Annotated in this window: 17 protein-coding genes; 16 read left to right on the forward strand and 1 reads right to left on the reverse strand. The window is 44.2% G+C overall.

The annotated features are described in order from the left end of the window. Positions 1 to 11 precede the first annotated feature (11 nt). The 9 genes from leuB (at position 12) to yihA (ending at position 12253) form a co-directional block, all read left to right on the forward strand. The gene (gene leuB / locus LJF29_RS01345; protein ID WP_229146578.1) at positions 12 to 1109 is read left to right on the forward strand and encodes a 3-isopropylmalate dehydrogenase; all 1098 of its coding nucleotides are present in this window, start codon (positions 12 to 14) and stop codon (positions 1107 to 1109) included. 51 nt (positions 1110 to 1160) lie between these two features. Next, on the forward strand, positions 1161 to 2579 hold the full coding sequence (leuC, locus tag LJF29_RS01350; protein ID WP_010335188.1) for a 3-isopropylmalate dehydratase large subunit: 1419 nt from the start codon (positions 1161 to 1163) through the stop codon (positions 2577 to 2579). Between the two features lie 12 nt (positions 2580 to 2591). Continuing rightward, on the forward strand, positions 2592 to 3191 hold the full coding sequence (gene leuD, locus LJF29_RS01355) for a 3-isopropylmalate dehydratase small subunit (protein WP_010335187.1): 600 nt from the start codon (positions 2592 to 2594) through the stop codon (positions 3189 to 3191). A 121-nt stretch (positions 3192 to 3312) separates the two neighbouring features. Further along, a complete protein-coding gene (gene ddcA, locus LJF29_RS01360) occupies positions 3313 to 4317 on the forward strand; it encodes a DNA damage checkpoint antagonist DdcA (protein ID WP_229146580.1) in 1005 nt (334 codons plus the stop codon). A 227-nt stretch (positions 4318 to 4544) separates the two neighbouring features. Next, on the forward strand, positions 4545 to 5819 hold the full coding sequence (gene tig / locus LJF29_RS01365) for a trigger factor (RefSeq protein ID WP_229146581.1): 1275 nt from the start codon (positions 4545 to 4547) through the stop codon (positions 5817 to 5819). A 271-nt stretch (positions 5820 to 6090) separates the two neighbouring features. Then, a complete protein-coding gene (gene clpX, locus LJF29_RS01370) occupies positions 6091 to 7353 on the forward strand; it encodes an ATP-dependent protease ATP-binding subunit ClpX (RefSeq protein WP_010335184.1) in 1263 nt (420 codons plus the stop codon). Positions 7354 to 7505: 152 nt separating this feature from the next. Next, complete coding sequence (lonB, locus tag LJF29_RS01375; RefSeq protein WP_010335183.1) at positions 7506 to 9164, forward strand: ATP-dependent protease LonB; 1659 nt, start codon at positions 7506 to 7508, stop codon at positions 9162 to 9164. A 180-nt stretch (positions 9165 to 9344) separates the two neighbouring features. Beyond that, positions 9345 to 11669, forward strand: a complete 2325-nt coding sequence (gene lon / locus LJF29_RS01380) for an endopeptidase La (protein ID WP_168748380.1) — start codon at positions 9345 to 9347, stop codon at positions 11667 to 11669. Further along, positions 11666 to 12253 carry a ribosome biogenesis GTP-binding protein YihA/YsxC gene (gene yihA / locus LJF29_RS01385; RefSeq protein WP_010335181.1) on the forward strand — a complete coding sequence of 196 codons (588 nt, stop codon included), beginning with the start codon at positions 11666 to 11668 and terminating at the stop codon, positions 12251 to 12253. Before lon ends, yihA begins: the two co-directional genes overlap by 4 nt. A gap of 25 nt (positions 12254 to 12278) precedes the next feature. Here yihA and LJF29_RS01390 read toward each other — a convergent pair whose 3' ends face one another. Beyond that, the gene (locus LJF29_RS01390; protein ID WP_229146585.1) at positions 12279 to 12776 is read right to left on the reverse strand and encodes a hypothetical protein; all 498 of its coding nucleotides are present in this window, start codon (positions 12774 to 12776) and stop codon (positions 12279 to 12281) included. 229 nt (positions 12777 to 13005) lie between these two features. Between LJF29_RS01390 and hemA the strand changes: the two genes are divergently transcribed. The 7 genes from hemA (at position 13006) to LJF29_RS01425 (ending at position 21453) form a co-directional block, all read left to right on the forward strand. Continuing rightward, entirely contained in the window at positions 13006 to 14373 is a 1368-nt protein-coding gene (gene hemA, locus LJF29_RS01395) for a glutamyl-tRNA reductase (protein ID WP_229146587.1), read from the forward strand. Between the two features lie 7 nt (positions 14374 to 14380). Continuing rightward, on the forward strand, positions 14381 to 15211 hold the full coding sequence (locus LJF29_RS01400) for a cytochrome c biogenesis protein (protein ID WP_010335178.1): 831 nt from the start codon (positions 14381 to 14383) through the stop codon (positions 15209 to 15211). A gap of 36 nt (positions 15212 to 15247) precedes the next feature. After that, positions 15248 to 16189: a hydroxymethylbilane synthase gene (gene hemC / locus LJF29_RS01405; RefSeq protein WP_229146588.1), complete on the forward strand. Its 942-nt coding sequence runs from the start codon at positions 15248 to 15250 to the stop codon at positions 16187 to 16189. Then, on the forward strand, positions 16179 to 16967 hold the full coding sequence (gene hemD, locus LJF29_RS01410; RefSeq protein WP_229146589.1) for a uroporphyrinogen-III synthase: 789 nt from the start codon (positions 16179 to 16181) through the stop codon (positions 16965 to 16967). Before hemC ends, hemD begins: the two co-directional genes overlap by 11 nt. Then, the gene (gene hemB, locus LJF29_RS01415) at positions 16964 to 17938 is read left to right on the forward strand and encodes a porphobilinogen synthase (RefSeq protein ID WP_010335175.1); all 975 of its coding nucleotides are present in this window, start codon (positions 16964 to 16966) and stop codon (positions 17936 to 17938) included. The genes hemD and hemB overlap by 4 nt, the downstream gene beginning before the upstream one ends. 29 nt (positions 17939 to 17967) lie before the next feature. Continuing rightward, positions 17968 to 19260: a glutamate-1-semialdehyde 2,1-aminomutase gene (hemL, locus tag LJF29_RS01420; RefSeq protein WP_010335174.1), complete on the forward strand. Its 1293-nt coding sequence runs from the start codon at positions 17968 to 17970 to the stop codon at positions 19258 to 19260. A gap of 135 nt (positions 19261 to 19395) precedes the next feature. Continuing rightward, complete coding sequence (locus LJF29_RS01425; protein WP_229146592.1) at positions 19396 to 21453, forward strand: LysM peptidoglycan-binding domain-containing protein; 2058 nt, start codon at positions 19396 to 19398, stop codon at positions 21451 to 21453. The last annotated feature ends 9 nt before the right edge of the window (positions 21454 to 21462 follow it).

Genomic DNA, 21462 nt, shown 5'->3' on the forward strand with positions numbered 1-21462 from the left:
GAACGGTTAACTTGAAGAAACGGATTGCTCTATTGCCCGGAGACGGGATCGGCCCTGAAGTATTAGAATCAGCGACAGACGTGCTGAAAAGTGTTGCCGAACGCTTCAGCCATGAATTTGAATTTGAATACGGCCTTATTGGAGGAGCGGCAATTGACGAACACAACAACCCTCTCCCAGAGGAAACCATTGCGATTTGTAAAAAGGCTGATGCTATTTTGCTCGGTGCTGTCGGCGGCCCGAAATGGGATCAAAACCCTTCGGAACTGAGGCCAGAAAAAGGGCTGCTCGGCATTAGAAAACAGCTTGACCTGTTTGCGAATTTGCGGCCTGTGAAAGTGTTTGAAAGCCTTTCTGACGCTTCGCCTTTGAAAAAAGAATATATTGATAACGTTGATTTCGTTATCGTTCGTGAACTGACAGGCGGTTTGTATTTCGGCCAGCCGAGCAAACGCTATGTAAACAGTGAAGGTGAGCAAGAAGCGGTAGACACACTGTTTTATAAGAGGGAAGAAATTGAACGCGTGATTAGAGAGGGCTTTAAAATGGCGGCTGCCAGAAAAGGCAAGGTTACCTCTGTTGATAAAGCGAACGTTCTTGAATCAAGCAGGCTGTGGCGCGAAGTGGCTGAAGACGTCGCAAAAGACTATCCTGATGTGAAACTTGAGCATATGCTCGTTGATAACGCGGCAATGCAGCTGATTTATGCACCGAATCAATTTGATGTCGTGGTGACTGAAAATATGTTTGGTGACATTTTAAGTGACGAAGCGTCCATGCTAACAGGTTCTCTCGGAATGCTTCCGTCAGCGAGCCTATCAAGCTCAGGACTCCATTTGTTCGAGCCTGTACATGGCTCTGCACCTGACATAGCAGGGAAAGGAATGGCAAATCCATTTGCGGCTATATTGTCAGCGGCAATGCTTTTGAGAACATCTTTCGGGCTTGAAGAAGAAGCGAAAGATGTAGAAGATGCGGTCAACCAGGTTCTTACCTCTGGAAAAAGAACAAGAGACTTGGCAAGAGGTGAAGAATACAGCAGTACTCAGGCCATTACAGAGGAAGTTAAGACAGCATTGATGAGTGAAAATACAATTTCTAACGTGTGACAGCTTATGGTGTAAGCGGTCTTAGTTCATAGGTAGAGGGAGGAAATAAAGATGATGCCTCGAACGATCATCGAAAAGATTTGGGATCAGCATATTGTAAAACATGGTGAGGGAAAACCGGATCTTCTCTATATTGATTTGCATCTCATCCATGAGGTGACATCCCCTCAGGCATTTGAAGGGTTGAGACAAAAGGGAAGAAAGGTCAGAAAACCGCAAAATACTTTCGCGACGATGGACCACAACATTCCAACCGTCAATCGCTTTGAGATAACGGATGAAGTTGCGAAACGACAAGTGACAGCGCTTGAGCGGAACTGCGAAGAGTTTGGCGTACGCCTTGCCGATCTTCACAGTGTAGATCAGGGGATTGTCCATGTAGTCGGGCCTGAGCTTGGCTTAACGCTTCCGGGAAAAACGATCGTATGCGGCGACAGTCATACTTCGACTCACGGTGCATTCGGCGCCCTGGCATTTGGAATCGGAACGAGTGAGGTTGAACATGTTCTTTCTACACAGACACTGTGGCAGCAGCGTCCGAAAACGCTTGAGGTGCGTGTAGACGGGACACTGCAAAAAGGGGTAACCGCAAAGGATGTCATTCTTGCTGTTATCGGTAAATACGGCGTGAAATTCGGCACCGGTTACGTCATTGAATACACTGGGGAAGTATTCAGAAACATGACGATGGATGAGCGGATGACCGTTTGCAACATGTCAATTGAAGCCGGAGCAAGAGCAGGTTTGATTGCGCCTGACGAAGTGACATTTGAATATTGCAAAAATCGCAAGTATACGCCAAAAGGAGAAGAATTTGATAAAGCCGTAGAAGAATGGAAAGCGCTGCGCACTGATCCAGGCGCTGTTTACGATAAATCAATAGTGCTTGACGGCAATGACATTTCTCCTATGGTGACATGGGGTATCAACCCGGGAATGGTTCTTCCTGTCGATTCTGAAGTTCCGGCACCGGAAAGCTTTTCAGCGGAAGATGACAAAAAAGAAGCGATTCGCGCTTATGAATATATGGGGCTGACACCTCATCAGAAAATTGAAGATATCAAAGTGGAGCACGTATTTATCGGTTCCTGTACTAATTCACGCATGACTGACCTCCGCCAGGCTGCCGATATGATCAAAGGAAAAAAGGTAGCTGAAAGTGTTAGAGCAATCGTCGTGCCTGGATCTCAGAGCATAAAACTTCAGGCTGAAAAGGAAGGGCTTCATCAGATCTTCTTAGACGCTGGATTTGAATGGAGAGAATCAGGCTGCAGCATGTGTTTGAGCATGAATAATGATGTTGTTCCTGAAGGAGAGCGCTGTGCGTCAACCTCTAACCGCAACTTTGAGGGCAGACAAGGAAAAGGCGCGAAAACACATCTCGTCAGCCCTGCGATGGCTGCGATGGCAGCCATTCACGGCCATTTCGTGGATGTCAGGAAGTTTTATCAGGAAAAAACAGTTGTGTAAGGAGTGCACGAGATGGAACCTTTGAAAACACATACGGGAAAAGCGGCCGTATTGAATCGTATTAATGTTGATACAGATCAGATCATACCGAAACAATTTCTGAAGAGAATTGAAAGAACGGGCTACGGCCGTTTTGCATTCTTTGACTGGAGATACGATGCGAATGGTGAACCGAACCCGGAATTTGAACTAAACCAGCCGGCTTATGAAGGGGCATCCATTTTAATAGCGGGAGAAAACTTCGGCTGCGGGTCATCGCGTGAACACGCTCCGTGGGCGCTTGATGATTATGGCTTTAAAATCATTATTGCACCGTCATTTGCTGATATTTTCCACCAAAACTGCTTTAAAAACGGTATGCTGCCGATTCGCATGCCGTATGACAATTGGAAAAAGCTTGTCGGACAATACGAAAATCAGTCACTGCAAATGACAGTCGATCTTGAGAATCAGCTTATTCACGACAGTGAAGGCAACCAGATCTCATTCGAAGTCGATCCGCATTGGAAAGAAATGCTGATCAACGGCTATGATGAAATTTCATTAACGCTCTTACTTGAAGATGAAATCAAGCAATTTGAGTCGCAGAGAAGCTCTTGGCTTCAAGCTTAAAAAAGCTGCCCGGCAATTTGTCCGGCAGTTTTTTTTTGCCTGGCAGAACCTTTCCTTTCTTGTTTTTGTGTACGGGTGTTGATACACTTGAACAAAATAAATGCCTGAAAGGAATATAGGTATGACGCATGACAAGAAAAACGCAAAAATTATTCCTTTTCCTCATCTGAAAGACCGTCTGGTGGAAAAAGGAATGTCCTCGCTGAAGGAGAAAAAGTATCAAGAGGCGCTGGAACTGTTTTCAGAAGCAATGAAATATGATGATACTGAATCAGATCTTCACTTGGGCATGGCCATTTGCTTTTTGGAGCTGGGCGAATTGGAAGAGGCAAAACGTGTATGCGAAAAGATGCTGAAAGAAGGATATGGCCAGTATTTTACGGTCTTACAAGTGTACATGACGATCTTAATACAGCTTAAGAAATACGAAGAAGTAAAACGCACGATTGAAGCCGTCCTTGAGGAAAATCAGCTGCCTGCGGAAAGCGCCGAGCAATTTTATAAACTGCTTGATTTCAGCCGTAAAATGACCGATCCAGAGCGAGAGGACGAGGCTTGGGCCGAAGAGTATGAAGATGTGATCGACACGGACAAAGTGTTAGCCAGCCCAGAGGAACAAATGAATTTGATCCATTCATTGAAAGACCGCAATGTAGCGAAGTATACGGGGCTGTTAAAAACAATCCTTGAAGATCCCGCTGCCCACCCGATTATCAAGACGATGATCGTGATGTTAATGGCGGAACACGACTACAGCAAACCGGTCCACATTACAAAATTCGGAGACTCTATGACAATCGAGCCGAGCGAGACTGTCCCGCCTGATGCCTCCCCGATTTTGCACCGCGTTCTCCGGGTGCTGGATGAAACGCTTGGGAATGAAAATCCAACCCTGTATGCAGCGGTAGAAGAACTGTGGAGAAGACATTTGTACGTTTTATATCCATTTCAGCCTAAATTGCTGTCTGCTGATCTTTGGGCGGCAGCCCTGCATAAAGTCGGCTATGAAATGCATGGGATTGAGATTGAAAGCGAAGAGCTGCATATGATGTATGAGTTTACCGACAGAGAACTTGATGAAGCGTGCACAATGATTAAAGATATTGAAGAAATTTCTTATTTGTAAATCACGCCATATAGTTGAAAGCGGTATGTGTTATGTTATAATATAATGGTTGTATTTGTGTATAACGGGTTATTAGAAATACGGTTGGACAGGCTTTACAGTTCATTATTAAAATGGATACATAATGATTCTGATCTTTGGCAGCTTCGTTTTTGTTGGACGAAGCCGAATGATTGCTTTAGAATGGAAGACCGACACAACCTGAATAGATTTTTGGAGGGAAACACATGTCTGTAAAATGGGAAAAACAAGAAGGCAACGAAGGCGTTTTAACTGTTGAAGTTGATGCTGAAACATTTAAAACGGCACTTGATGATGCATTTAAAAAAGTAGTTAAGCAAGTTTCAATTCCTGGATTCCGTAAAGGGAAAATTCCTCGCGGTTTATTCGAACAGCGCTTTGGCGTAGAAGCTCTTTACCAAGATGCTTTGGATATTCTTCTTCCTGTAGAATACCCTAAAGCGGTTGAAGAAGCTGGAATCGAGCCTGTAGACCGTCCTGAAATCGATGTTGAAAAGATCGAAAAAGGCGAAAGCTTAATCTTCACTGCAAAAGTAACAGTGAAACCTGAAGTGAAGCTTGGCGAATACAAAGGCTTAGGCATCGAAAAAGACGACACAGCTGTAACGGACGAAGATGTTCAAAACGAACTAAAAGCGCTTCAAGAGCGTCAAGCTGAGCTTGTTGTAAAAGAAGAAGGCGCTGTTGAAGAAGGAAACACTGTTGTTCTTGACTTCGAAGGATTCGTTGACGGCGAAGCATTCGAAGGCGGAAAAGCTGAAAACTATTCACTTGAAGTGGGTTCTGGTTCATTCATTCCTGGCTTCGAAGATCAGTTAGTTGGCCTTGAAGCAGGTGCTGAGAAGGATGTTGAAGTAACATTCCCTGAAGAGTACCACGCTGAAGATCTTGCCGGCAAACCAGCTGTCTTCAAAGTGAAAATTCACGAAATCAAAGCGAAAGAGCTTCCTGAGCTTGACGATGAATTCGCAAAAGATATCGATGAAGAAGTGGAAACACTTGCTGAATTGACTGAAAAAACGAAGAAAAGTTTAGAAGAAGCAAAAGAAAACGAAGCTGACGCTAAATTGCGTGAAGAACTTGTTCTGAAAGCTTCTGAAAACGCTGAAATCGATGTTCCTCAAGCGATGATCGATACTGAGCTTGACCGCATGCTGAAAGAATTCGAACAGCGTCTTCAAATGCAAGGCATGAACCTTGAGCTTTACACTCAATTCTCAGGCCAAGATGAAGCTGCGTTAAAAGAGCAAATGAAAGAAGATGCTGCAAAACGCGTTAAATCTAACCTGACTCTTGAGGCAATTGCGAAAGCGGAAAACCTTGAAGTAACAGATGAGGAAGTTGATGCTGAGCTTTCTAAAATGGCTGAAGCATACAACATGCCTGTTGAAAATATCAAACAAGCCATCGGTTCTACTGACGCGATGAAAGAAGATTTAAAAGTTCGCAAAGCAATTGATTTTCTTGTAGAAAACCGTTAATATGGTGCATAATAATAGTAATAATAAAACAGGGCGCGAATCATTCGTGCCTTGTTTTGTACAATTATGATATATCTCTTTTTCTTGGGGCAAGATAGTTAATGCAGGGCTGTTTTTTGTCATACATATAGAATGTGCAAGTCAGAAACACAATGTTACCGTCTTTTTGGAAAGTATGGTAAAATGCAATACATACTCGTTCGTTTCAAGAATCATTTTCTTTTGCTCTGCCGGTAAAAGAAAAAGTGAGACAAGATTAAGGGGTGAAAGAATGTTTAAATTCAACGAGGAAAAAGGACAATTAAAATGCTCGTTCTGTGGAAAAACACAAGATCAGGTTCGTAAGCTTGTAGCTGGACCTGGTGTATATATATGTGACGAATGTATCGAACTCTGCACTGAAATTGTGGAGGAAGAACTCGGAACAGAAGAAGAAGTAGAATTTAAAGATGTGCCGAAGCCGCAGGAAATCCGTGAAATTCTGAATGAATATGTCATCGGCCAGGATCAAGCGAAGAAATCACTAGCTGTTGCTGTGTATAACCACTATAAGCGTATTAACTCCAACAGCAAAGTGGACGATGTCGAGCTTTCGAAAAGTAACATTTCATTAATCGGCCCGACAGGAAGCGGTAAAACCCTTCTTGCGCAAACGTTAGCCCGTATTTTAAATGTGCCGTTTGCGATTGCTGACGCTACGTCCCTGACAGAAGCTGGATATGTGGGTGAAGATGTAGAGAATATTCTCTTGAAACTCATCCAAGCTGCTGACTACGACGTGGAAAAAGCGGAAAAAGGCATTATTTATATTGATGAAATCGATAAAGTGGCAAGAAAGTCTGAAAACCCGTCTATCACACGTGATGTGTCAGGTGAAGGTGTGCAGCAGGCGTTGCTGAAAATTCTTGAAGGAACTGTGGCGAGTGTCCCGCCTCAAGGCGGACGTAAGCACCCTCATCAAGAGTTTATTCAAATTGACACAACAAACATTTTGTTCATTTGCGGCGGTGCCTTCGATGGTATCGAACAAATCATCAAACGCCGTTTAGGACAAAAAGTGATTGGCTTTGGTTCTGATAATAAGGTTGCAGATCTGGAGAAAGAAGACCTTCTTTCAAAAGTGCTTCCAGAAGACTTGCTCCGTTTCGGATTAATTCCGGAGTTCATTGGACGTCTTCCTGTTATTGCAAGCCTTGAAAAGCTTGATGAAGAAGCATTGGTTGCGATCTTAACAAAACCGAAAAACGCTCTTGTGAAGCAGTTTAAGAAAATGCTTGAGCTGGATAATGTTGAGCTTGAGTTTGAAGAAGAAGCGCTGTCTGAAATTGCCAAAAAAGCAATTGAGCGTAAGACTGGAGCACGTGGACTCCGTTCTATCATTGAAGGCATTATGCTTGATGTGATGTTTGACCTGCCTTCCCGTGATGACATTGAAAAATGTGTGATTACTGGAGCGACTGTAACGCATGGAGAGCCGCCTCGCCTTTTGTTAAAGGACGGTACTGAGGTTAGCCAAGATAAAACGTCTGCTTAAAAATGAAAAAAAACCTCCTGAGTGGTAACATTCAGGAGGTTTTTTTGTTGTGTAAACTCTTCCGGAAAACGTTTATTCCCCTCTTCTGTGGGAGATACTAGCAATCAGAGGAATGAATTGGATACATAAATTGTTTTTCAGGAGGGACCACCATGAGTTGGACAGGGATCGCATTATTTATTCAGCTGTTTTTTGGGATCATCATTGGTTTGTATTTTTGGAATTTGCTTAAAAATCAGAGGACACAAAAAGTCACGATAGATAAGGAATCAAAGAAGGAAATGGAGCAGCTTCGCAAAATGAGGGCTATCAGCTTGTCCGAACCGTTATCTGAAAAGGTGCGCCCCAAAAGCTTTCAAGATATCGTCGGCCAGGAAGACGGGATTAAAGCGTTAAAAGCGGCGTTGTGCGGACCGAACCCCCAGCACGTCATTGTCTATGGACCGCCGGGAGTCGGAAAAACAGCTGCTGCACGGCTTGTGTTAGAGGAAGCCAAAAAACATAAGCAATCACCTTTTAAAGAGCAGGCTGTTTTTGTGGAACTCGATGCGACAACGGCTCGATTTGATGAAAGAGGAATTGCGGATCCGCTTATTGGATCTGTACATGATCCGATATACCAAGGGGCCGGAGCGATGGGACAGGCGGGTATTCCGCAGCCGAAGCAGGGGGCTGTCACGCATGCCCACGGCGGTGTATTGTTTATTGATGAAATTGGGGAGCTGCACCCTATTCAAATGAATAAAATGCTGAAGGTGCTTGAGGACCGGAAAGTCTTTTTAGACAGTGCTTATTACAGCGAAGAAAATACACAAATACCGAACCATATTCACGATATTTTTCAAAATGGGCTTCCAGCTGATTTTCGTTTGATCGGTGCGACAACTAGAATGCCAAATGAAATCCCTCCGGCAATTCGATCCCGCTGTCTAGAAGTGTTTTTCCGCGAGCTTGAGAAAGATGAGCTGAAATCAGTTGCCAAAACAGCCGTGGATAAGATTGAAAAGAATATTTCTGAAGAGGGACTTGATTTGTTGACCAGCTATACACGGAACGGCCGGGAAGCCGTTAATATGATTCAAATCGCGGCGGGAATGGCGGTGACCGAGGACCGGAAGGACATCACCATTGAGGATATAGAATGGGTGATTCATTCCAGTCAGCTTACCCCTAAGCACGAGCAGAAAATTGGCTCTGCACCGCAAATCGGCATTGTAAATGGACTCGCAGTGTATGGCCCTAACAGCGGTTCGCTGCTGGAAATCGAAGTGAACGTAACACCGGCTCAGGATAAAGGGTCAATTAACATTACCGGAATAGCAGAAGAAGAAAGCATCGGCAGCCAATCAAAATCAATTCGTCGGAAAAGCATGGCAAAGGGCTCGGTTGAAAATGTGCTAACCGTATTGCGTACAATGGGAATGAAGCCTTCTGACTACGATATCCACATTAATTTTCCGGGCGGCATTCCGATTGACGGGCCGTCAGCAGGTATTGCCATGGCTGCAGGAATTTTTTCAGCCGTTCATAAAATTCCGATTGACAACAAGGTAGCTATGACAGGCGAGATCAGTCTAAACGGACTTGTAAAACCGATTGGAGGCGTGATCCCGAAAATTAAAGCCGCAAAACAATCCGGTGCCAAAAAAGTCATTATCCCGTATGAAAATCAGCAATCAATTTTAAAACAGATTGAAGGAATCAAAATTGTGGCGGTGAAAACGTTCCAGGAAGTGCTTGATGAAATTTTAGTGAATCCGCCTACTGAACAAAAACCGTTAAACATGCAAATGAATAAAGAATCAGTCTGACCCTATTTTTAAAATAGGGTTTTTTTTATGAAGGACATCTTTTCCTTTTTCAGATGAGAAAGAAAGGGTATACTACGAGGAGACTGTGTTATAGAAAAGCTGAACCATGCCGTTTATTGTACAAGGATGAAAAAGTTGTATTATAATGGTTCATACTAAAGTCACGGAGGTGTCAGTCACATGGCAGAAGAATTAAAACGCAGCATCCCGCTCCTCCCTTTAAGAGGTTTATTAGTGTACCCGACAATGGTTTTGCACTTAGATGTAGGACGTGACAAGTCGGTTCAGGCCCTTGAACAGGCAATGATGCATGATCATATGATATTTTTAGCCACTCAGCAGGATATTTCGATAGACGAACCGGGTGAAGACGAAATTTTTACTGTCGGCACCTATACGAAAATTAAACAAATGCTGAAGCTTCCAAACGGTACAATCCGTGTGCTGGTGGAAGGTATACAGCGCGCCCAGATCATTGATTACAATGAGCATGAGGATTATACGTCGGTAGACATTCAGCTGATCCAAGAAGATGATTCAAAAGATACAGAAGACGAAGCGCTGATGCGGACTTTGTTGGACCACTTTGATCAGTACATAAAAATTTCGAAAAAAATCTCAGCCGAAACGTACGCCGCGGTTACTGATATCGAAGAGCCGGGCAGAATGGCAGACATTGTTGCTTCTCACCTGCCTCTTAAACTAAAGGATAAGCAGGATATTTTAGAAACGGCCGATGTCAAAGACAGACTGAATAAGGTCATTGATTTTATCAACAATGAAAAAGAAGTGCTTGAGATCGAGAAAAAAATCGGCCAGCGTGTCAAACGTTCAATGGAGCGTACGCAAAAGGAATATTATTTGCGCGAACAGATGAAGGCGATCCAAAAAGAGCTAGGCGATAAAGAAGGCAAAACAGGTGAAGTTCAATCGCTGACCGAAAAAATCGAAGAAGCGGGTATGCCTGACCATGTGAAGGAAACGGCTCTTAAGGAATTAAACAGATATGAAAAAATTCCGTCCAGTTCTGCCGAAAGTTCTGTTATCCGCAATTATATTGACTGGCTGGTCGCTCTCCCATGGACGGATGAGACAGAAGATAAGCTTGATTTAAAAGAGGCTGAACATCTTTTGGACAAAGAACATCATGGACTTGAAAAAGTGAAAGAGCGTATTTTAGAGTATTTGGCGGTTCAAAAGCTGACAAAATCCTTAAAAGGCCCGATTCTCTGTTTGGCAGGACCTCCGGGGGTCGGAAAAACGTCCTTAGCCAAATCGATTGCTAAAAGTATGGATCGGAAATTTGTCAGAATTTCACTTGGCGGGGTGCGCGACGAATCAGAAATTCGCGGGCACAGACGGACATATGTCGGGGCAATGCCGGGACGTATTATTCAAGGCATGAAAAAAGCCGGCAAGCTGAATCCGGTATTCTTACTGGATGAAATTGATAAAATGTCTTCTGATTTCAGAGGCGATCCGTCATCCGCAATGCTTGAAGTGCTTGATCCAGAGCAAAACAGCACCTTCAGCGACCACTACATTGAGGAGACCTTTGATCTGTCAAAAGTGCTCTTTATCGCTACGGCTAACAATTTGGCGACAATCCCGGGACCGCTTAGAGACAGAATGGAAATCATTAATATTGCGGGCTACACGGAAGTGGAAAAACTTGAAATTGTAAAAGATCACCTTCTTCCGAAGCAGATCAAGGAGCATGGGCTCAAAAAGAGCAACCTGCAGCTGCGTGATCAGGCCATTCTTGATATTATCCGTTATTATACGAGAGAAGCAGGTGTGAGAAATCTCGAGCGCCAGCTTGCTGCCATCTGCCGCAAGGCTGCAAAAGCCATTGTTTCTGAAGATAGAAAACGAATTACAGTTACGGAGAAAAATCTTCATGACTTTATCGGAAAACGAATGTTCAGATACGGACAAGCAGAAACGGAAGATCAGGTGGGCGTAGTCACGGGGCTGGCTTATACAACTGTCGGCGGAGATACACTGTCGATCGAAGTATCGCTTTCTCCAGGGAAAGGCAAACTGATCCTGACGGGTAAGCTTGGCGATGTCATGAGAGAGTCTGCTCAGGCGGCTTTCAGCTACGTGCGTTCAAAAACAGAAGAACTTGGCATTGAACCTGACTTTCATGAGAAGTATGATATTCATATACATGTTCCTGAGGGTGCGGTGCCTAAAGATGGTCCGTCTGCCGGTATAACAATGGCGACTGCGCTTGTTTCTGCTTTAACAGGACGGGCGGTATCGCGTAAAGTCGGAATGACTGGCGAAATTACACTTCGCGGGCGCGTGCTGCCGATCGGCGGACTGAAAGAAAAAGCGCTCGGGGCACATAGAGCGGGATTGACGACGATTATTGCACCAAAAGATAATGAAAAAGATATAGAGGATATTCCAGAAAGCGTCAGAGAGGGGCTCACATTTATATTGGCATCCCACTTAGACGAAGTTCTGGAACATGCCCTAGTAGGAGAGAAGAAATGAAAGTCACAAAGTCAGAAATCGTAATCAGTGCAGTTAAACCTGAACAGTACCCTGAAGGGGGGCTTCCGGAGATTGCATTGGCCGGAAGATCGAACGTAGGAAAGTCATCTTTTATCAATTCATTGATTAATCGTAAAAATCTTGCGAGAACATCATCAAAACCGGGAAAAACACAAACATTAAATTTCTACATTATTAATGACGAATTGCATTTTGTTGATGTACCGGGTTACGGTTTTGCCAAAGTGTCAAAATCCGAGCGTGAAGCTTGGGGCAGAATGATTGAAACCTACATCACGACACGCGAGGAATTGAAAGCAGTTGTGCAGATTGTTGATTTGCGGCATGCACCGTCTAATGATGATGTGCAAATGTATGAATTCTTAAAGTATTACGGCATTCCTGTTATTATTATCGCTACAAAAGCGGACAAGATTCCGAAAGGAAAATGGGACAAACACGCGAAGGTTGTCCGACAGACATTAAATATTGATCCGGAAGACGAGCTGATTCTCTACTCCTCAGAAACGAAAAAGGGGAAAGACGAAGCTTGGGGAGTGATCAAAAAAATGATAAACCGGTAGAGATTGATCTCTGCCGGTTTTTTATTTATCGTATAGATTTTTTTCGTTTTATCAATAATAACAATAAACTGATTCCGATAAACACAAACGGCCAATACTCTTTCAGCAGGGCCGTGGGAATATGCGCAGACTCAAGCCAAGCCATAATCTGTTTGAAAAAGTAAAGAAACAGGGAAAAACAAATCATCGAAACAGCTTCATATACATATTCTGTTTTCTGAACGGTTGAAACGAGCAGCGAGAAGCCGACCATGAAGAGAAGCATTTCAAAATCATCCGGCCACCATGTCCACTTTGGCTTAACGAAAAAGTGCAAACCGATTCCGAAGAGAAGCAAGCCGATAAAGAAATGCGGGGAAACTGCTTCTTTTTTTCCTTGGTATATAAAGGCTGCGCCTAACAGCATAAGAAGAACAGGCCATTGATCCTGTCCTGAAAACAGTTCGGCTTGGCCGCTTTCAAGCCATGCGTATACGGAAGCGGCGAGCAGCAGACAAGGAAATAAAATTGATTTTTGTTTCATGCATATCACCTTCTTGTTATCTAGAGCTGATTTTTAGTAAATTTCTGCTGTTTTTGTTATTGTCAATAGGAACATATTTTGTTCGTGAAGCTTTTTCTAATATAGCACAAGATTTTTGAAATCTGTTCACATTTTGCGAAAGAAACTATGTTATAATTATTATAAATAATGAATTCTATGTTAGAATGATTATAAATAAAGTTTGGGTGTTGGGGGTGTAATAAAAGCTATGCATATACTTGTTGTGGGAGTAGATTATAAATCCGCCCCTATTGAGATACGTGAAAAAGTAAGTTTTCAGCCGAATGAGCTTGCAGAAGCGATGGTGCAGCTAAAAGCAGAGAAAAGCATTCTCGAAAATATCATCGTATCAACCTGCAACCGCACCGAAATTTATGCGGTAGTCGACCAGCTCCATACCGGCCGTTATTATATAAAGAAATTTTTAGCTGACTGGTTTCACTTAAGCAAAGAAGACCTGTCTCCGTTTTTAAGATTTTATGAAAGCGATGCGGCTGTTGAGCATTTGTTCCGTGTAGCCTGCGGATTGGATTCTATGGTGATCGGTGAAACGCAAATTCTCGGCCAGGTGCGCGATAGCTTCAAAACAGCTCAGCAAGAAAAAACGATTGGCACGATTTTTAATGAGTTGTTTAAGCAGGCAGTTACAGTGGGTAAACGGACTCACGCCGAAACAGACATTGGCTCTAATGCAGTGTCTGTTAGCTATGCGGCCGTTGAGCTTGCGAAAAAAATCTTCGGAAACCTTTCAAGTAAGCATATATTAATCCTCGGTGCGGGAAAGATGGGCGAGCTTGCAGCCGAAAATCTGCACGGACAGGGGATCGGAAAAGTGACCGTCATTAACAGAACATACTTGAAAGCGAAAGAACTTGCAGACCGTTTCTCCGGTGAAGCGCGAAGCTTAAATCAGCTTGAAAGCGCGCTTGCAGAAGCCGATATTTTAATCAGCTCTACCGGTGCGAGTGATTTTGTTGTGTCTAAAGATATGATGGAAAACGCGAATAAGCTTCGCAAGGGCCGTCCTTTATTTATGGTGGACATCGCCGTGCCAAGAGACTTGGATCCCGCTTTGAACGATCTTGAGGGCGTCTTCCTTTATGATATAGACGATCTTGAAGGGATTGTAGAAGCGAACCTGAAAGAGCGGAGAGAAACCGCTGAGAAGGTTGAACTGTTAATCGAAGAAACCATTGTGGAATTTAAACAATGGCTGAACACACTCGGTGTAGTGCCTGTGATTTCAGCATTGCGTGAAAAGGCGCTGGCAATCCAGTCTGAAACGATGGACAGCATCGAACGGAAGCTGCCACATTTGACGACAAGAGAGAAAAAACTTTTGAATAAACATACGAAAAGTATCATTAACCAAATGCTGCGCGACCCAATATTAAAGGTGAAAGAACTTGCGGCAGAGGCTGATTCTGAAGAAAAGCTGGCTTTATTTATGCAGATTTTTGATATTGAAGAAGCTGCGGGCCGGCAAATGATCAAAAGCATTGAAGGCAGCCAAGAGGTCCATTCTTATAAGAAGGCTGAATCAAGAGCGGGGTTTGCCCCACTTGTAAGTGAGTGAAAGCTGAATGATTGATACTGCAATGGCAAGGCTTAATGAAGGGACAATCGTCATTTACGCATTAAGTGTACTCTTTTATTTTATAGATTTTCTTCAACACAACCGGAAGGCTGGGAAAATGGCCTTCTGGTTGCTTTCTATTGTCTGGACTCTGCAAACCGTGTATTTAGCCTATTTTATGTGGGTGACGGGGAGGTTTCCGGTATTAAATGTGACGGAGGCGCTTTATTTTTATGCTTGGGTGCTTGTCACACTGTCACTTGTGCTGACAAAGCTGCTGCGTGTTGATTTTATTGTGTTTTTTACAAATGTAATAGGGTTTGCTATGATCGCCATTCATACATTTTCACCGACGGAGCAGCAGTCAGCGGCTTTTTCGGGTCAGCTCGTATCAGAGCTATTAGTGATTCATATTACAATGGCAATTCTTTCTTACGGCGCTTTTTCCCTTTCCTTTGTATTTTCTGTGCTCTATTTGTTTCAATATCATTTGTTAAAAAAGAAAAAATGGGGAAAGTGGCTGTTGAGAATAGAAGATTTGTCTAAGCTTGATTATATGGCGTACGTACTGAATGTCATTGGCGTCCCGATGCTCTTGCTGAGTTTGATTCTCGGCGTCATTTGGGCGTATGTGTCACTTGAAACGCTGTATTGGTTCGACGCCAAAGTGCTTGGTTCGTTTGTCGTCCTGCTTCTGTACAGCTACTATCTCTATATCAGGCTGATTAAAGAGCTCCAGGGGAAGGTCGCCGCACTGTGGAATACGGCTTGTTTTCTCGTGCTGATGATCAATTATTTCCTGCTCGGAAGCCTGTCTCAATTCCATTGGTTCAGTTAAATAATGTGCCCAAGCAGATTCGGGAGGAAAGAAAAAATGAGAACGATAAAAGTAGGTTCCAGACGGAGCAAACTCGCTATGACCCAAACAAAATGGGTCATCCGCAAACTGAAGGAAATCAATCCTTCTTTTGCTTTTGACATAAAAGAAATCGTCACAAAGGGTGACCGGATTGTCGATGTTACCCTGTCAAAAGTGGGAGGAAAAGGGCTGTTTGTTAAAGAAATCGAACAAGCGCTTTTAAACGAAGACATTGATATGGCGGTTCACAGCATGAAGGATATGCCTGCCGTTTTGCCTGAAGGCCTTGTGATCGGCTGTATTCCTGAACGGGAAGATCCTCGTGACGCTCTTATTTCAAAGAATCGTGTAAAGCTTTCTGAATTGAAGGAAGGTGCTGTTATCGGCACAAGCAGTTTAAGAAGAAGCGCACAGCTTTTGATTGAGCGCCCTGACATTACAATTAAATGGATTAGAGGTAATATAGATACGAGACTTCAAAAGCTGGAAAACGAAGATTACGATGCAATTATTTTAGCTGCGGCAGGGCTTTCCAGAATGGGCTGGAAGCAGGATGTCGTAACTGAATTTCTTGAGCCTGAGCGCTGTCTTCCAGCTGTTGGCCAGGGCGCTCTTGCAATTGAGTGCCGAGAATCAGATCAAGAGCTGTTAGCGTTATTTTCTCAGTTTACGGATGAGTACACAAAACGGACTGTACTGGCAGAGCGTGCCTACTTAAACGCGATGGAGGGCGGCTGTCAGGTGCCGATCGCCGGCTACTCGGTGATAAACGGCCAGGATGAAATTGAACTGACAGGGCTTGTGGCTTCACCAGATGGAAAAATGACTTTCAAAGAAACCGTCACCGGAAACGACCCGGTGGAAGTCGGTAAGCGCTGTGCGGCTCTCATGACTGATAAAGGCGCTAAAGCTTTAATTGATCGCGTAAAACGGGAGCTTGATGAGGATGGTAATTGATGTTCCTTTGAAAGGGAAAACAGTGCTTGTCACCCGCAATAAGACGCAGGCAAAATCGTTTCAGCAGAAAGTGGAGAAGCTTGGCGGAAAAGCGGTACTGACCTCGTTGATCACGTTTCGCCGAGCTCTGACGAATGATCTGGCGGAACAGGTGCGAATTGATCTTGCCGTACCCGGCTGGCTTGTGTTTACGAGTGTTAATGGAGCGGATTTCTTTTTTTCTTATCTAAAAGAAAATCAGCTAATTGTTCCCGGTCATAAAAAAATTGCGGCTGTTGGTGAAAAAACCGCACGCCGTTTGGAATCGTATGACGTATCGGTTGATGTAATGCCTCATGACTATATTGCAGAACGATTGGCGGACGCTCTTAAGCAGCATGCCGAACCGTCAGAACGGATTACGGTCATAAAAGGCAATTTATCTCGCGATGTGATAAAAAAAGAGCTTACGCCTCTTGGCTTTGTTGTGAAGGAATGGGTCGTATATGAAACCGTTCCTGATGAAGATGGCATCAAGGAATTAAAGAATGCCGCGAATCAGCATTCATTTGATTTTGTGACATTTACAAGCTCATCAACTGTACATACATTTATGCATGTTCTGGGAGAAGGATTAAAAAAATGGCCGGCGCACCAAACGGCCTGCATCAGCATCGGACCATTAACGAGGGACGCTCTGCTGTCGTACGGAATCACGTCGTATATGCCTGATACATTTACAATTGACGGTATGCTTGATTTAATGTGCCGCATGTCTAGAAAGGAAGATAGAATATGAGTCAATCATTTAACAGACACCGCCGTTTGCGGTCATCAAAAGCAATGAGAGAGATGGTAAAAGAAACTCGTCTGCATCCATCTGATTTTATTTACCCGATCTTTGTCGTTGAAGGTTTAGAAGGAAAAAAAGCTGTTCCCTCAATGCCTGATGTTTATCATGTATCTTTAGATCTATTAAAGGATGAAGTGGCTGAGCTGGTCAGTCTCGGAATTCAATCCGTCATTGTTTTCGGCATACCTGAAGAAAAAGATGATTGCGGAACGCAAGCCTACCATGATCATGGGATTGTGCAAGAAGCAATTGCGGAAATTAAAAAGCATTTCCCTGAGCTGGTTGTCGTCGCTGATACATGCCTTTGTGAATATACAGATCACGGACATTGCGGTCTCGTCAAAGACGGACAGATCTTGAATGATGAATCCTTGGAGCTATTGGCGCAGACAGCTGTCAGCCAAGCAAAAGCCGGAGCGGATATCATTGCGCCTTCTAACATGATGGACGGATTTGTGACGGTTATCAGAGAAGCGTTAGATAAAGAAGGATTCATCAATATTCCGATCATGTCTTACGCTGTGAAATATTCAAGTGAGTTTTACGGTCCGTTCCGTGATGCAGCAAACAGCACGCCTCAATTTGGCGACCGCAAAACGTATCAAATGGATCCTGCCAACCGTCTGGAAGCACTCCGTGAAGCACAATCAGATGTTGAGGAAGGTGCGGACTTCCTGATTGTGAAACCTTCACTTTCTTATATGGATATCATGCGGGATGTAAAAAATGAGTTCACATTGCCGCTTGTGGCTTATAATGTAAGCGGAGAGTACTCTATGGTGAAGGCTGCAGCTCAGAACGGCTGGATCAAGGAAAAAGAGATTGTCTTAGAAATTTTGACAAGTATGAAGCGTGCGGGTGCCGACCTGATTATCACGTATCATGCAAAAGACGCAGCAAAATGGCTTGCGGAGTAATCTTATTCAGTTGACAGGAGTTGAGGCAGATGAGAAGCTATGAAAAATCAAAAACGGCTTTTAAAGAAGCGCAAAAACTCATGCCGGGCGGTGTAAACAGTCCCGTTCGCGCCTTTAAATCGGTAGATATGGACCCGATTTTTATGGAGCGCGGAAAAGGCTCTAAAATCTATGATATTGATGGAAATGAGTATATTGATTACGTCTTGTCATGGGGGCCTTTAATTTTAGGACACACAAATGACCGTGTTGTAGAGAGCCTTAAAAAAGTGGCTGAATACGGGACAAGCTTCGGGGCTCCGACTGAGGCGGAAAATGAATTGGCGAAGCTCGTCATTGACCGAGTGCCGTCAATAGAAATTGTAAGGATGGTCAGCTCGGGAACCGAGGCGACCATGAGCGCGCTTCGTTTGGCAAGAGGATATACAGGCCGCAATAAGATTTTGAAATTTGAGGGCTGCTACCATGGACACGGAGATTCTCTGCTGATTAAAGCGGGTTCAGGAGTGGCAACACTCGGTCTGCCTGACAGCCCGGGCGTACCTGAAGGCATTGCGAAAAACACCATCACTGTTCCGTACAATGATTTAGAAAGTGTAAAGCTTGCATTCCAACAGTTTGGTGAAGATATTGCAGGCGTCATCGTAGAACCGGTTGCCGGAAACATGGGTGTGGTTCCGCCGCAAGAAGGCTTCCTGCAAGGGCTGCGTGATATTACTGAACAGTACGGCACGCTGCTGATTTTTGATGAAGTCATGACTGGCTTCCGGGTCGATTACAGCTGCGCACAAGGTTATTTCGGTGTAACGCCTGATCTGACTTGCTTAGGGAAAGTGATCGGGGGCGGACTTCCTGTCGGCGCTTATGGCGGTAAAGCCGAAATTATGGAGCAAATTGCTCCAAGCGGTCCGATTTACCAGGCTGGTACGCTGTCAGGCAACCCGCTTGCAATGACGGCTGGACTCGAAACATTAAAGCAGCTCACGCCTGAATCATACAAGACCTTTATGAAAAAAGGCGACAGACTGGAAGAAGGCATTTCAAAAGCGGCAGAGGCGCACGGTATTCCGCATACCTTTAACCGCGCAGGTTCAATGATTGGTTTCTTCTTTACAAATGAACCTGTCATCAATTATGAAACAGCCAAAGCATCAGATTTGAAGCTGTTTGCCAAGTATTATAAAGGAATGGCAAATGAAGGTGTGTTCCTTCCGCCATCTCAATTCGAAGGACTCTTCCTCTCGACGGCGCATACTGATGAGGATATTGAAAAAACAATTCAGGCAGCTGAGAACGTATTCGCTGAGATCAGCCGCGGATAAGTACTATCAAAACCGGTATCAAGGATTTCCTTGTACCGGTTTTTTCTGTGCATCCTCATTCATATTTTCTCCAATTCATACATACACCTTTAGTGACATCTAATTTTAAGGATTAGATGAAAGGAGGATATGAACTTGCCGCAAAATCATCGATTGCAATTTTCTGTAGAAGAAACGATCTGTTTCCAAAAAGGACAGGAAGTTTCTGAACTGCTTTCCATTTCATTAGATCCTGATATTAGGGTTCAGGAAGTGAATGATTACGTTTCAATCAGAGGATCGCTTGAACTTACAGGTGAGTACAACATAGATCAAAGCAAAAATGCTGAGGAGTTTTATACTGATAAGCGGTTTGTCGAGGAGGTCAGAACGAGAGAGGATGGAACAGCGGAACTGACTCATTGTTTCCCTGTCGATATTACCATCCCGAAAAACAAAGTCAGTCATTTACATGAAGTTTTTGTGTTTATTGATGCATTTGACTATCAACTAACAGACTCGCGCATCCTTACGATCCAAGCTGATCTAGCAATAGAAGGCCTTCTTGATGACACAGCGGACAGGGAGCAGGACATTCCTCTCTACGAAGCTCCTAGTGAAGGTTTTTCTGAGCCGCCAGAGTTTCTAGTCTCAGAAGCGGAGCCATTTGCTTTAGAAGCAGAGAACAGCGAAGATAGTAAGACGGAAGAAGCGCCAGCCGGGGCGCCAGAGCTTCATGTCTCGGAAGCGGGGTTTCGTGAAGAGCAGGAAAATGAAGAGGAAGAAGCTGAGCAATCAAAGCCATCTGCTTTGGAGGACAGCGAAGAAATAAAAGCGAATGAAGCGCCAGCCGGGGTGCCAGAGCTTCATGTCTCGGAAGCGAGGCTTCGTGAAGAGCAGGAACATGAAGAGGAAGAAGCTGAGCGGTCAGAGCCATTTGCTTTGGAGGACAGCGAAGAAATAAAAGCGAATGAAGCGCCAGCCGGGGCGCCAGAGCTTCATGTCTCGGAAGCGGGGCTTCGTGAAGAGCAGGAAAATGAAGAGGAAGAAGCTGAGCGGTCAGAGCCATTTGCTTTGAAGGACAGCGAAGAAATAAAAGCGAATGAAGCGCCAGCCGAGGCGCCAGAGCTCCTTGTCTCGAAAGCGGGGCTTCGTGAAGAGCATGCGAGTCAAGAGAAAGAAACTGTACGATCAGAATCACCTTTAGAACCAGAGGGCAGCGAAGATATAAATGCGGCAGAAGCGAAGCAGCCGGAGCTCATTCTTTCAGAGGCAGGGCTTCGTGAGGAAGTGGAGACAATAGAAGCAGCAAAGGCTGCTTCAGGAAGAGAGATCCGTGAAAAAGCAGAGACGGAAGAAGAGCAGGCTGAACTGTCAGATCCGCTTGTTTTAGAGACGGAAAAATCACCTGCTGCAGAAGCTGAGCGTGGAGAAGAAAAAATAGAAAAGTCAGATTCTCCTATTCTTGAGCATGCTCGGCGTCAAGAATCCCAAGAAACAGAATCGGAGCTATCGGATCACATAGAGCCTGCACTCCGACAGGATGCAGAACAACTGGAGGAAGTCCGGGAAACTGTACCTGAAAACGTTGTTTCTTTAGAAGAAGAAAGCAGAGAGCAGGAGAAAGTGCCATCTGCACCTTTAAAGGAAGCAGCAGCAGCTCCAACCCTGCATTTTAATCAAAAGATAAGTGCTGAAGAGGAATCTCAGGAAGAAGAGCTCACGCTGGCCTATCGTACCTTCCTGCCGGAACAAGATTCAGAAGAGCATTCCTTCTATTCAGCGCCTAAGCTGCTGGAGGAAGAAGAGCAGAAGGAAGAAAGCTTTGAAATTGAAGTGAGAAAAACACCTTCACCTGAAGAACCTGAGGAAGAGACGTCTTTTCATTCTTACCAGCTGCCTGACACTTCCGACCCTGAAAGGAAGGAAACAGATGCTGTTGCTAGGGATGTTCCTGCTGCTCAAACGAAGGAACTTGAAACAAAGGAAAATCATAATTCTCTTTATTTAACAAAACTCTTTACGAGAGAAGAGGATGAGTTTTCTAGAATGAAAATATGTATTGTTCAGCAGGAAGATACCATTGAACGTTTATGCGAACGGTACGACATTACCTCCCAGCAGCTGATCAGGATGAATTCTTTGGCGCTGGATGATGAATTGAAAGCAGGGCAGATTCTTTATATCCCTCAATACAAAAGCAGCCATGCGTAAGCCGTAAGC

This window comes from Bacillus sp. LBG-1-113 (genome assembly GCF_020708615.1).
Taxonomy (GTDB): domain Bacteria; phylum Bacillota; class Bacilli; order Bacillales; family Bacillaceae; genus Bacillus; species Bacillus mojavensis.

Excerpts from the sequence above, each read along its gene's own strand:
- hemB (WP_010335175.1), top strand. The coding sequence starts at position 16,964 with ATGAGTCAATCATTTAACAGACACCGCCGTTTGCGGTCATCAAAAGCA.
- hemC (WP_229146588.1), top strand. The coding sequence starts at position 15,248 with ATGAGAACGATAAAAGTAGGTTCCAGACGGAGCAAACTCGCTATGACC.
- leuC (WP_010335188.1), top strand. The coding sequence starts at position 1,161 with ATGATGCCTCGAACGATCATCGAAAAGATTTGGGATCAGCATATTGTA.
- LJF29_RS01390 (WP_229146585.1), bottom strand. The coding sequence starts at position 12,776 with ATGAAACAAAAATCAATTTTATTTCCTTGTCTGCTGCTCGCCGCTTCC.
- LJF29_RS01400 (WP_010335178.1), top strand. The coding sequence starts at position 14,381 with ATGATTGATACTGCAATGGCAAGGCTTAATGAAGGGACAATCGTCATT.
- hemA (WP_229146587.1), top strand. The coding sequence starts at position 13,006 with ATGCATATACTTGTTGTGGGAGTAGATTATAAATCCGCCCCTATTGAG.
- lon (WP_168748380.1), top strand. The coding sequence starts at position 9,345 with ATGGCAGAAGAATTAAAACGCAGCATCCCGCTCCTCCCTTTAAGAGGT.
- yihA (WP_010335181.1), top strand. The coding sequence starts at position 11,666 with ATGAAAGTCACAAAGTCAGAAATCGTAATCAGTGCAGTTAAACCTGAA.
- lonB (WP_010335183.1), top strand. The coding sequence starts at position 7,506 with ATGAGTTGGACAGGGATCGCATTATTTATTCAGCTGTTTTTTGGGATC.
- hemD (WP_229146589.1), top strand. The coding sequence starts at position 16,179 with ATGGTAATTGATGTTCCTTTGAAAGGGAAAACAGTGCTTGTCACCCGC.
- leuD (WP_010335187.1), top strand. The coding sequence starts at position 2,592 with ATGGAACCTTTGAAAACACATACGGGAAAAGCGGCCGTATTGAATCGT.
- tig (WP_229146581.1), top strand. The coding sequence starts at position 4,545 with ATGTCTGTAAAATGGGAAAAACAAGAAGGCAACGAAGGCGTTTTAACT.
- clpX (WP_010335184.1), top strand. The coding sequence starts at position 6,091 with ATGTTTAAATTCAACGAGGAAAAAGGACAATTAAAATGCTCGTTCTGT.
- ddcA (WP_229146580.1), top strand. The coding sequence starts at position 3,313 with ATGACGCATGACAAGAAAAACGCAAAAATTATTCCTTTTCCTCATCTG.
- hemL (WP_010335174.1), top strand. The coding sequence starts at position 17,968 with ATGAGAAGCTATGAAAAATCAAAAACGGCTTTTAAAGAAGCGCAAAAA.